Origin of the sequence: Novosphingobium album (ex Hu et al. 2023), from assembly GCF_022832385.1 — a bacterium.
GTDB classification, from domain to species: Bacteria; Pseudomonadota; Alphaproteobacteria; order Sphingomonadales; family Sphingomonadaceae; genus Novosphingobium; species Novosphingobium album.
The window spans coordinates 1-11,112 of record NZ_JALHLE010000055.1; the positions used below are offsets into that span (position 1 = coordinate 1).

The 11,112-nt window shown below is 60.1% G+C and carries 14 protein-coding genes and 2 pseudogenes; 10 read left to right on the plus strand and 6 right to left on the minus strand.

Annotated elements, in window-relative coordinates; all coding sequences use genetic code 11:
- Positions 1-300, plus strand: a pseudogene (locus MTR64_RS20885) (hypothetical protein); the annotation flags it as partial.
- A 37-nt stretch (positions 301-337) separates the two neighbouring features.
- Here the strand turns inward: MTR64_RS20885 and rpoD are convergent.
- From rpoD to infA, 3 genes are all read right to left on the minus strand, one after another.
- A complete protein-coding gene (rpoD, locus tag MTR64_RS20890; RefSeq protein WP_243996476.1) occupies positions 338-2,359 on the minus strand; it encodes an RNA polymerase sigma factor RpoD in 2,022 nt (673 codons plus the stop codon).
- 385 nt (positions 2,360-2,744) lie between these two features.
- Positions 2,745-3,377 (minus strand): cold-shock protein, encoded by a 633-nt coding sequence (locus tag MTR64_RS21530; protein ID WP_327194301.1) that lies wholly within the window; start codon positions 3,375-3,377, stop codon positions 2,745-2,747.
- Between the two features lie 731 nt (positions 3,378-4,108).
- Entirely contained in the window at positions 4,109-4,378 is a 270-nt protein-coding gene (infA, locus tag MTR64_RS20905) for a translation initiation factor IF-1 (protein ID WP_067738237.1), read from the minus strand.
- 306 nt (positions 4,379-4,684) lie between these two features.
- Here infA and MTR64_RS20910 point away from each other — a divergent pair, with 306 nt between their 5' ends.
- Positions 4,685-4,858 (plus strand): hypothetical protein, encoded by a 174-nt coding sequence (locus MTR64_RS20910; protein ID WP_243996477.1) that lies wholly within the window; start codon positions 4,685-4,687, stop codon positions 4,856-4,858.
- Positions 4,859-5,353: 495 nt separating this feature from the next.
- Here MTR64_RS20910 and MTR64_RS20915 read toward each other — a convergent pair whose 3' ends face one another.
- A complete protein-coding gene (locus tag MTR64_RS20915; RefSeq protein ID WP_419144975.1) occupies positions 5,354-5,791 on the minus strand; it encodes an acyl-CoA thioesterase in 438 nt (145 codons plus the stop codon).
- Positions 5,792-6,022: 231 nt separating this feature from the next.
- Between MTR64_RS20915 and MTR64_RS20920 the strand changes: the two genes are divergently transcribed.
- The 3 genes from MTR64_RS20920 (at position 6,023) to MTR64_RS20930 (ending at position 6,751) form a co-directional block, all read left to right on the plus strand.
- The gene (locus tag MTR64_RS20920) at positions 6,023-6,229 is read left to right on the plus strand and encodes a cold-shock protein (protein WP_243996480.1); all 207 of its coding nucleotides are present in this window, start codon (positions 6,023-6,025) and stop codon (positions 6,227-6,229) included.
- A 67-nt stretch (positions 6,230-6,296) separates the two neighbouring features.
- The gene (locus MTR64_RS20925) at positions 6,297-6,479 is read left to right on the plus strand and encodes a hypothetical protein (protein WP_067734053.1); all 183 of its coding nucleotides are present in this window, start codon (positions 6,297-6,299) and stop codon (positions 6,477-6,479) included.
- On the plus strand, positions 6,479-6,751 hold the full coding sequence (locus tag MTR64_RS20930) for a hypothetical protein (RefSeq protein ID WP_243996482.1): 273 nt from the start codon (positions 6,479-6,481) through the stop codon (positions 6,749-6,751). The genes MTR64_RS20925 and MTR64_RS20930 overlap by 1 nt, the downstream gene beginning before the upstream one ends.
- A 62-nt stretch (positions 6,752-6,813) precedes the next feature.
- Here MTR64_RS20930 and MTR64_RS20935 read toward each other — a convergent pair whose 3' ends face one another.
- Together MTR64_RS20935 and MTR64_RS20940 are read right to left on the minus strand one after the other, a co-directional pair.
- Entirely contained in the window at positions 6,814-7,638 is an 825-nt protein-coding gene (locus MTR64_RS20935; protein WP_067734051.1) for a transglutaminase-like domain-containing protein, read from the minus strand.
- A gap of 191 nt (positions 7,639-7,829) precedes the next feature.
- On the minus strand, positions 7,830-7,952 hold the full coding sequence (locus MTR64_RS20940) for a transglutaminase N-terminal domain-containing protein (protein WP_084384853.1): 123 nt from the start codon (positions 7,950-7,952) through the stop codon (positions 7,830-7,832).
- A 41-nt stretch (positions 7,953-7,993) separates the two neighbouring features.
- Here MTR64_RS20940 and MTR64_RS20945 point away from each other — a divergent pair, with 41 nt between their 5' ends.
- The 5 genes and pseudogenes from MTR64_RS20945 to MTR64_RS20965 form a co-directional block, all read left to right on the plus strand.
- Complete coding sequence (locus tag MTR64_RS20945; protein WP_243996497.1) at positions 7,994-8,743, plus strand: N-formylglutamate amidohydrolase; 750 nt, start codon at positions 7,994-7,996, stop codon at positions 8,741-8,743.
- Positions 8,744-8,929: 186 nt separating this feature from the next.
- The gene (locus MTR64_RS20950) at positions 8,930-9,154 is read left to right on the plus strand and encodes a hypothetical protein (RefSeq protein ID WP_243996484.1); all 225 of its coding nucleotides are present in this window, start codon (positions 8,930-8,932) and stop codon (positions 9,152-9,154) included.
- Positions 9,155-9,226: 72 nt separating this feature from the next.
- Positions 9,227-9,502: a hypothetical protein gene (locus MTR64_RS20955; protein WP_243996486.1), complete on the plus strand. Its 276-nt coding sequence runs from the start codon at positions 9,227-9,229 to the stop codon at positions 9,500-9,502.
- A 105-nt stretch (positions 9,503-9,607) separates the two neighbouring features.
- Positions 9,608-9,781, plus strand: coding sequence for a hypothetical protein (locus tag MTR64_RS20960; RefSeq protein WP_243996489.1), 174 nt, complete (start codon positions 9,608-9,610; stop codon positions 9,779-9,781).
- A gap of 85 nt (positions 9,782-9,866) precedes the next feature.
- Positions 9,867-11,112 (plus strand): annotated as a pseudogene (locus MTR64_RS20965) (hypothetical protein); the annotation flags it as partial.

Consider the following 11,112-nt stretch of genomic DNA (forward strand, 5'->3'; position numbering starts at 1 on the left):
GCGGAGCCGCCATGCGATTTCTGCTCAGCTTTGCCTTGCAGGCCGTCGAACATCAACGGCACGGTGTCGGCACTGCGATTCCTTTTCAACGTCACGCTCAAGCGGCGCGATCTGGTGCGGGCCTTGGTCGTCACCCGCATCGTGCCCCGGCTGCCGGAAGTGCTGAGTGTCGAGGAGGCCGCACGGTTGCTCCAGTCGGCACCGGGCATGCAGTACAAGGCGGCGCTGGGCGTGGCCTATGGCGCGGGCCTAGCCGTTCTCTTCCACGCCAATAGCGTTCGGTCCCATTGCAAGCGGTAGAAAGCGCAAGTCCGCCACGTCGCCTGGCGACCAGTGCCTAATCGAGGAACGCTCGCATGATGCGTGAACGGCTCGGATGCTTGAGCTTGCGGAGTGCCTTCGCTTCGATCTGGCGAATACGTTCGCGTGTCACCGAGAACTGCTGTCCGACCTCTTCCAGCGTGTGGTCTGATGGCATGCCGATGCCGAAACGCATGCGTAGCACACGCTCCTCACGAGGCGTCAGCGATGCCAGCGTGCGAGTGACCATTTCCTTCAAGTTGGCCTGGATTGCCGCGTCCACCGGCATGACGGCGTTCTCGTCCTGGATGAAGTTGCCAAGGCTGCTATCTTCCTCGTCGCCGATCGGCGTTTCGAGCGAGATCGGCTCCTTGGCAATCTTCAGAACGCGCTTCACTTTCTCGACCGGCATCGACAGTTTCTCGGCCATTTCCTCCGGCGTGGGCTCGCGGCCCTGGTCGTGGAGGAACTGCCGGCTGGTGCGCACCAGCTTGTTGATCGTCTCGATCATGTGGACCGGGATGCGGATGGTGCGAGCCTGATCCGCGATCGAACGCGTGATCGCCTGCCTGATCCACCAGGTCGCGTAGGTCGAGAACTTGAAGCCGCGGCGGTACTGGAACTTGTCGACCGCCTTCATCAGGCCGATGTTGCCTTCCTGGATGAGGTCCAGGAACTGCATGCCGCGGTTGGTGTACTTCTTGGCGATCGAGATCACCAGGCGCAGGTTCGCCTCGACCATCTCCTTCTTGGCGATGCGCGCTTCACGCTCCGCCTTCTGGACCATGTTGACGATGCGGCGGAACTCGGGGATCGCCATGCCGGTGGCGGTGGCGATGTCAGAGATTTCCAGCCGGATGCGCTCGGCAGGTTCAGCCTCGTTTTCTGCGAAGGCAGCCCATTTTTTGTCCGTCTTGGCGGCTTCGGAGACCCAGGTGTCGTCGAGTTCCCGGCCCGTGTAGGCTTCCAGGAAATCGGCGCGCTTGACCTTGTGGCGCTCGGCCAGACGCAGCATTTGCCCGCCCAGCGCCGTCAGGCGGCGGTTGAAGCCGTAGAGGTTGTCGACCAGATACTCGATCTTGGCCGCGTGGAACTGCACCGATTCCACCTGCGCCGTGAGATCCTCGCGCAGTTGCAGGTACTGGTCTTCCTTCGCGCCGGGGAAGTCGACCCCCAACGCCAGAGCGTCCAGCCGCTCTCTCTGCAGGCGTTCGAAGGTGCGGAACAGTTCGGTGATGAGCGCGAACTTCTCCAGCGCTTCCGGCGTTAGCGCGGCTTCCATCTGGCCGAGGGAGAGGGTGTTGTCCTCTTCATCGTCTTCGACCCTGCGTTTGGCGACCGGGTTGCCGTCTTCGTCGACTTCCTCCAGGTTGTCCCCGACGGAGTCGTCATCGTCCTTGAAGGAAGGACCAGCGGTGGCAGCGGAAATCTCGCCATCGGCTGCACCGTCCTCGCTCAGGTTTTCAGGCTGCGGCTCCTTGGAGAGCATCGCGTCGAGATCGAGAATCTCGCGAAGCAGCATGTCGCCATTGTTGAGCGCTTCGGACCACCCGATGATTGCATGGAAGGTCATGGGGCTTTCGCAGAGCCCCATGATCATCATGTCGCGGCCGGCTTCGATGCGCTTGGCGATGGCCGCTTCACCCTCGCGGCTGAGCATCTCGGCGGCGCCCATTTCCTGCAGATACATGCGTACCGGGTCGTCGGAACGACCGAGCGTGTCCGCGTTGCGGGTCTCGCCAGGACGGCGGCGGGAGTTGCCTTCATCAACCGAACCGGACTCGTCATCGCGATCATCGACGGCCTCAGCCCCGTCTTCCTGCTCGCCTTCCTCATCGTCATCATCGTCCTCGATGATCTTGACGCCCATTTCCGAGATCGCGGCCATGATGTCCTCGATCTGATCGGTGATCATCTGGTCCTGCGGCAGGGCGGCATTCAACTCCTTGACCGTGATGACGCCCTTGCGTTTGGCGCGCGCGATGAAACGCTGGACTGACCCATTGTCAAAGTCGAGAAGGGGTGAGTCGTTGTCGCCGCTGCGATCGTCGTTAGTCATGCAATCGGTTGTCGCCTTATTGGCCTTTTCATGACGATCGTTCGGTCAGGACAAGGCCAGGTTTAAGATCAGTCGCCTGACAGGGCCGCTGAAGAGCAACCTTTCAGGCAAGAATTGAATCAACCCAAGTTCCGGGGGGCAAGTTCCGGGGTTCAAGTAATGTGGCCGGACCTCCGTTCCACGAGACGGCTCGCCCGCTCGCAGCCGTATGCGCTCCGCATACGGCTGAAGGATGCGGATCGTTGCCCCCGCTGCCAGCCTGTCGGCTGCGGCTTGGATCAGGGCCTTCAACATAAGGCGCACGCTTTCCGTTGCTGATCGCGATGCGATCCAGGAAAGCCGAAGATGATGCCATGGCCACCTGCGGCAGCCATGGCTAAGTCCGTCAGCGCTGGACCAGATTGATCGCAGACGCCTTGCCGCGACGGTCGATCTCGATCTCGAATTCGAGTTGATCGCCTTCGGAGAGACCATGCAGGCCAGAGCGTTCGACGGCGCTGATATGCACGAACGCGTCGGGCTGGCCATCATCGCGTACAATGAAGCCGAAGCCCTTGGCGCCGTTAAAGAACTTGACCGTGCCGGTGGCCTTCTCGCCGGTCGGCTGATGTGGCGCCGGGGCCTGTTCGCGACGTTGGGCAACGACGACGTCACCGACGATGGACAACTCCGACGCTGAAACCTTACCGTTGCGCTCGACCAGCTGGAATTCCAGCTGCTGGCCTTCAGCCAGCGTTTCGAGACCGGCGGATTGCACGGCACTGATGTGCACGAAGGCATCCTCGCCGCCACTCTCAAGTTCGATGAAGCCGAAGCCCTTGTCCGGGTTGAAGAACTTCACGGTGCCACGGCCCTGACCGACAACCTGGCCCGGGCCGCCACGCGAACCGCCGCCGCGCGATCCACCGAAGCCGCCACGCTGGCCGCCGCCAAAGCGATCGTTGCCGCCGCCCCAGCGATCATCACCACCGCCAAACCGGTCGCGGCCATTGCCGCGATTTCCCCTGTCGAATGCCATCTTTTAAACACCTTAAATCTACGCTCGAAGAAATTCATCCTCGCGAGTGAACGTAGCACGCAAGGCTGCAGAATCCGTTTCAGGATACAGGGATACGAGCCGATAGCAGCACTGTGCCTACTTGGCGACCAGAGTTCTGCGGACGGATCGAAGTATCACATGCAGGCGGCACTAACATGGTGATGGATGGCAGCTGCAGTCGACCTATCCTTGCCGCTCGTGATGACTTTTCGTCTTCTTGATAGCGGACATGTTGTCCGGTGTGCATCTCCATCACCGAATGCCGGGGAGGTTGGACATTTGGCAGCGTCTCAGTTGGATGCGCAAATCGACTAAAGCTACCGTACATTGCATGCAGGGAGCAGGTCAGTTCACACTCGGGCGGCGCGAAATGGGGGCATCCTCGCAACCTGGTCAGGAAGCCCCGAACGGCAAGTACTGCCGCCACTCGATCTCGTTTGTACAATAACTTTGTGGGAAGGGTGACGCGGCCGCAACATTCTCCGCCGCTGCGACTGCCGCTCCGTTGCGGATCCAAAAAGACCGCGGTCAGTCCACCATCGCGGCAACAAGCCGTCGCAGATGTTCGCGGCTGAGCATGCCAGGCAGCGGAAGGACCGCCGTTAACTGGGTGCTTGCGTGACGTTGCTTGATGGTCTTGGAAGGCCTTGCCGGCCCCGTGAAATTGGTATGCATGATATCCTGTCTTCGCGGCGCAGCGGCCGCATTTCCTATCTTTTGAAGCCGCCGCGCCGGCGTGGCGGCCCGCCCGATTGGCCAGGAGTGCGTTCGCGAAAGACGATCCGTCCCTTGGACAGGTCGTATGGCGTCATTTCGACATGGACCCGGTCGCCTACAACCGAGCGAATGCGAAACTTGCGCATCTTGCCCGCCGTATAAGCGATAATCTTGTGGTCGTTGTCGAGCAGAACGCTGAAGCGGCCATCGGGGAGAATTTCCTCGATGTTCCCTTCCATGGTTAGCAGTTCTTCCTTGGCCAATCATTCCATCCTGAAATGCGAAAAGCAGGCCGTTGTGCAGGCACAACAGCGGCATGAGAGCTGGGCAGATGTCGGGAAGCGTCAGGCGATACGGCCATGGCTTGTCGTTACAAATAACGCAGCAATTTCACATATAGGTGATAAATTGAAAATTGCAAATATATTTGCATGGCGTGTTTATTGAAGCAGGGAAGCCAAAAAAATGGCTTTTAACGGAAAATGATGTATAAGGATTTTATTGCCGGATATTTTCCGCAAATCGGCGACTGAGAGACCCACCGTGCTCCCGCAAAATGGAGGTGCGACATGGATCTCAATCAACTACTTTTTCATCATCAGCTGGCATTGATCCAGCTCGACACACCTGATGTGCAAACGGGCAAACGCCAGCGTCAATTCGATCTGGTACGCCACTACGAGAAACGTATCACTCGGTTGCGTGAAGAAATGGGCGTATCAAGGTATCCCGGCTGGATATGAGCGAGCGGCGACCAGGCACGAGTGTTACGCCGCCTTTCCGGCACGCCTTGCCTGGCTCGCACGGCAGGCAATGGAGTGGGTGGCCAAGGGATTCTCTGGTCTATCGCAGGCGTGAGGAAGTCTGGCGCCTGGCCCACAACATTCTCGGGGGCCGCAAAGCTGCCAGGAACTTTCTGAGCCAGCCCGATTTGGACGGCGATCACACATTGCTGGATATAGCCCAGGCCTCGCAGCTCGGACAGCTTCAGGTGAGCCACTTGCTGCGCAAGTTTGCTGCCAGGGGCGAGGGTTTGTGGTAATGAAGGTCGCATCGGCTTGGCCTTGGAACGCTCGCCCTGAAAAAAGTCATGCGACGCCATTTCGACGCCAAATTCCGACTGCTCGGCGGGCAGAGCTCTGTTTATTTGCAGAGCCACCCCTCGGCGGGGTTTTGCACGACCTCATGCAAAGGGCATAAGAACTCTCAGGGCCCAATAACACCGCATCAAGATGGAACTATTCCCAGGCCTGGGTGGCTTCATCGGCACTGGGTCGCGGGAAGAAGCATGCGATGACGTCCGGGGTGACGCGTATGGGCTGCCTGGATACCGTATCAATGCAGCACCAACGGGATTTCACCTCCGCAATGACCTCGCCGCACCGCTGGATTGTGGTATCGTAAAAGGCACTTTCCCTGCGGACTTTTTCGAGGGTGACGCTTGCGACCAGGTGATCGAGCCGGAATGCCGGCCGCCGATAGGTAATTTCGTGCTTCAGCGCTATCCACTGACATGCTGCAACCGCAGCCGGTGAGGCGACGCGTTCCCAATGCTCGATTACCGCTGCCTGCACCCACTTGAGATACACTGCATTATTGACATGGCCCATAAAGTCTATGTCGGCATCGGCAATTATCACGGGACAATCGTGACTCGATTTTGAAATCATCCTCATGTGTAACACATAAACGTAAGGAACCTGCCTTCATTCGACCGTGTCTCATTGACAGGGAAAAAGAGTCACTATCAATTTTATCCTATGAGCCCTATATATGGCGCGCCGACGTCGCTCGCGACGGATATTGGGCCGCTCAAAGGCTCCCCCTCTGTCCCTTTCTTGCATCACGAAGCCGGGATGTGCCGCTGTTGGCGCATGCCCGTCACACATGGGACAAAGGATACCCGTATGATCACCGGAACCGTCAAATTCTTCAATTCAGACAAGGGCTATGGTTTCATCGCACCCGAGGGCGGCGGCGATGACGCTTTCGTCCACATCAGCGCCGTCGAGCGCGCCGGCATGCGCACACTCGACAAGGACCAGCGGGTTTCCTACGAGCTTGAAACCAATGCTCGCGGCAAGACGTCCGCAGTAAACCTGCAGTCGGCCTGATTAAGGACCGGCCGGAGCGGACGGATGTGCCGCTTCGGCCGGTACTCGGCATTTTGGATAGGCAACAATGGCATTTACCCGCGATTTCTGTGAAGCGCGCGCGAACGATGCTGCCTTGGCAGCTTTCAATGCAACGCTCGATAATGTTCGTGATCGCGAATTGCGGTCGGAAGCGGCGTGGCGTGTAATGGCCGACCAGTTGCTGCAAGTCGAAAAGAACCGGAAGGAGCGCTCCGCTGAGCGCGATTAGTGGATAGAACGGCTTTCTGGTCGGCTCTTGCGATTACCATGATCGCTGGCGGGCCATTGCCGTTCATCCTGGGCGCCCACGGAGCGACACTGGGCGGATTTGCCCAATATGTGCTGTTTGCGAGCGTCCTGCTGGGCATTGGCGACTATGCCACGGGCATTCTGGGCGCAAATGCGGGTGTATTGATGGTCGTGCTTCATGGCACGGCACGTCTTCTGACGGTGGCCCTTCCTGCAGTCGTTTCTTTCGCGGCAGCCTCCGTGTTTCAGTGAGAATTTTCCATCCGAACGCGAAACATGAGCACTGCCCTGCCAGCAGATAAGGAACTGGAGCGTCAGTTCGGGAGTGTCCGGGACGTCACTTCCTCGGCCCTCACGAAGAAAGACTTCAGCACGGCATCGCCGAAGCTCGTGGTAAGGGCGACATCGGTCGCATCCCGGCCCCGGGCCATAAGAATACGTCCGATCCGCGGCACGGCATGGCGGGCGTCATAGGTGTACCAGGCGCCACCGATGAACACGTCGAACCAGGCACTGAAATCCATCGGCGCCTCGTCGAACGGAACCCGGATATCTCCGAGATACCCCGTGCAGTAGCGCGCCGGAATGTTGAGGCAGCGGCACAGGGTGACCGCCAAATGCGCAAAGTCCCGGCACACACCTTCCCGCTCCTGATAGCCCTGCCATGCCGTCTTGTTGGACCGGGCGTGCTCATAGCCGAAACGCAGGTGCCCATTCACGAAGGCAACGACCGCCTCTACCTTGTCGCGTGCGGACGCGAGATGGCCGAAATTGCTCCAGGCCGCGTCCATCAGCAGGTCGGTCTCGCAATAACGGCTGCCGAGCAGATAGATCAGTACATCGTCAGGATACGTTTCGACGCGCGCTTGCGGACAATCGGGTGCACGCACATCGGGTTCGCCGTTGTCCTCGATGATGAAGTCGCATGACACGGAGACGGCGCCTGCGGGCGCCGTGAAGCGGGAGCAGATATTCCCGTACCCGTCGATATAGTCGTAGATCGGTACTTCGGGTGAAGCCTGGATGCGCTGCGGCGTCACCAGATCCTTGTTCCTCGAGGGGTGGACGCTCAGAAGCGCGAGCATCGCAGTCGGAACTTGGGCCTCGAAATGGATCTCGTAACCGGCGCGAAGCAGCATAGCATTGTCCTTGCGTTCACCCGCTTTGGGTGTTGGTTGCACTGTGTTAACCGGAAGTGGCACCATCGAGGCGAATGCGAGCCTCAACAGTCATGCTGCGGTTGCCGGCGACACCGTTGGCGGGATCGTAGACATAGCCTGAGATGAAGCGGCTGGCGAAACAGGCGGGCCGGTTCCAGCATAATCTTCAATCAGGCGCTGACAAGCCGCTGGCCATAGCTCTCGCGAGGGCCCATCATGATGCGATGCTCGCCAAATGCGACGGGTTGCCGATAGGAGTACTCGGTAAGATGACGGATGGTCAGAAGCGGCATGTCTGCGGCCTGTTTTGACACCGTCTGCAAACCCGCCGCCCTTGCTGGGGCCGGATGACCCGGAACCCATTATATGCCTGAACCCGCGGGGCCGCTCGCCCTTCATTCTGACCGGGGACCATGCCGGATGCGCCATCCCCGCCCGGCTGGGAACTCTCGGGCTCGAAGAGGAAGACTTGTCTCGCCATATCGCGCTCGATACCGGCGTAGCCGAACTGGGCGCCGCAATGTCCGAAAGGCTCGACGCGGTTTTCCTCGCGCAGGCCTATTCGCGTTTGGTCATTGACTGCAATCGCGCACCTTCGTCGGCCGAGGCCATCCTTGCCATCGCAGATGCCACTCCGGTACCCGGCAATGCGGGCCTCACAGGGCTCGCGCGAGAGCTTCGCGTCAACGAGATTCACGCGCCCTATCACGCCCGTCTGGCAGAGGAAATCCAGGCGCGCTGGCATCCGGGAACGCCGGTAGTCCTCATCGCCTTGCACAGTTTCACGCCCGTTCTCGGGGAAGTCGTGCGGCCCTGGGATGTCGGTATCCTTCATGCGGGAGGAAACGAAAGCTTCTCCCGGCGGCTGCTCGACGCGTTTGCGCGTGAACCGGGGTTGCGGGTGGGAGATAACCAGCCTTACCACATGGACGAGACGGACTACAGCATTCCCCGTCACGCCTTCGGCAGCACACTCGATTATGCCGAAATCGAAGTTCGTCAGGATCACATCGCCGATGGGGCAGGCCAGCGCCATTGGTCCGAGTTGCTGTGCATGGCTCTGGAGGAAGCGCATTCCCGCTAGGCTCTTGTGTTATCGTCCCGGCCTCTCCATATCGCAGCCATCAGGACTTTCGTAACCGAGCAGGTCTTGACTGAGAGATGATATGTGCTCCCGCTTTTTTTCGTGGAGCCCCGTCATGCCTCCTGCAAGTCCCTCAGCCGATGCTTCCCTATTGCCGCCGCACCGGCCAACTTCCGGCGACGCTCTGTGAGCCGGGCGATGAACCTCGCTTTGACCGAAGAGGACGTGATTGCCGCCTGCGCGAAAAGCGCCGTGTCGGTCAGTTGCACGGAAACGCTCCTCTCGGGAGGCACCCACCTCGTCTGCACGACCGGGGAAGGCGCCGAAGAGATGCGATCGAAGCTGAAAAAGCACATCATTGAAGGCGACGTCCGGCGCCAGGCCTTCTACCGGCCCAAGAACCGCTGGTGAGGGAATTCCTTCCAGGCTGCAATCGAAACGAATTGCTTCCATCTTCCACGCTGCCCGGATCAGGAGACCTCAATGTCCTCCCAAGATGAAACCGCGAACGACAACCCCGACGCCAAGCCCGTTCACTCCCACTGGCAACGGAAATCCAAATTTAAACTGCCTGCCGATGCGGCAGCCCGGCAAGGAAGCATCACAAGGCTGGCCTTCGAGCGGCTTGGCAGCAGGGATGCCGCGATTTCCTATCTCAACAGCCACTGCGCGAAGCTAGGCGGGCGACCCCTGGACATCGCGACGGCCACGAAAGAAGGCTGGCAGGCGATCGAGTTCGACATCACGGCTTTGTCATAGACAAACGGGCGCCGTGGGGTGCCGTGCGGGTGCGGCCAGGGCTGCCTCTGATTCTACCACGTCAGTACAGCGGCAATCCTGTCGCGAAACAGCGGGGACGCGCTCATGAAACCCGACCTCCTGACCCTCCAGGCGCTTATTTTCGGCGGAATTGTGCTGACGCTTCAAATCGGTTTGAGGGCATTGGCACCGGCGGGTCTGTCGATCCCCGCGAAAAAGGCCGCACGGACCGTGCTTGCCGGCATCAGGCGAAAGTGGACGGCGACACGCCGAAAGTGACCGGTATCAGGCCAGCATTTACGCTGCGGCCGGCCGCGAATCCGGATTTGCCCCGCATAAGGAAAGTGTTCGCTTGAGCAGATCCATGAGCCGCAGCCGCGACATGTGCGAATGGGACGACTTCAGTGTTTCCACGTCGAGGATGCGGGGCCTGCTGGCGGAAGGGGAGCCGGACAGCCTTCCCCCCTTTCGCTGTCTGTCTATTCCCGGCATTACCGCGCATGAGCACCGCCTGTGTTCCGAACTCTGGGTGCGGGACCGTATAGCGGCAAGCCTGCCCCAGCGCCGCGAACTTGCCTTCCGGTTCTCCTTGCCCGAGCGGGCCAGGATACGCATCGGCTATCTCTCCAACGACTTCCACGATCACGCCACCTCCCATCTGCTGATCGAAACTCTGGAAGCGCACGACCGGAGCCGTTTCGAGCTGCACGCCTTCTCCTTCGGCGAGGACAGCGGCGGCGGGATGCGCCAGCGCGTCTGCAAGACCTTCGATGCCTTTCACGACATCACCGAGCACACCGACATCGAGGCTGCCCGTGCCATTCACAGGACCGGGATCGACATCCTTGTCGACCTCAAGGGTTATACCCGCGGCTGCCGGACCGGCATCATGATGCTGCATCCCGCACCCGTTCAGGTGAACTATCTGGGCTATCCCGGCACGATGGGCGCGGACATCTGCGATTATATCATCACCGATCCGTTCACAACGCCGTTGGCCTCCGCTTCCGCATACTCGGAAAGCTTTGCCTATATGCCGCATTCCTATCAGCCGCACGGCAGGAACAGCGCCATCGGCCGCAGACCGCCGCGTGCCGAACTGGGTCTGCCGGATACCGGCCTGGTGTTCTGCTGCTTCAATCAGACTTTCAAACTGACCCCGGCGCACTTTGACATATGGTGCCGCCTGCTGGAAGCCACGCCCGGCAGCGTACTTTGGCTTCGCGCCGACGAGCGGGCAGAAGGAAACCTCAGGGGTGAAGCCCTGCGGCGCGGGATACTTCCCGACCGTCTCGTGTTTGCTCCGTACATGCCGCAAGCCGAGCACCTGGGCCGGCTGCAGAATGCGGATATCGTGCTCGATACCGCGCCCTATGGGGCCCACACGACAGCGAGCGATGCCCTCTGGGCTGGTGTTCCGGTAATCACCCATGCCGGAAGCACGTTCCCGTCCCGCGTTGCTGGCAGCCTTCTGCATGCCGTTGGCCTGCCGGAACTCATTGCCCGCGACGAGCAGGACTATTTTTCGCTCGCCTTGACGCTGGCCACGCAGCCGGGACGGCTGGCGGCCTGCAAGGCAAAGCTGAGCAGAAATCGCATGGCGGCTCCGC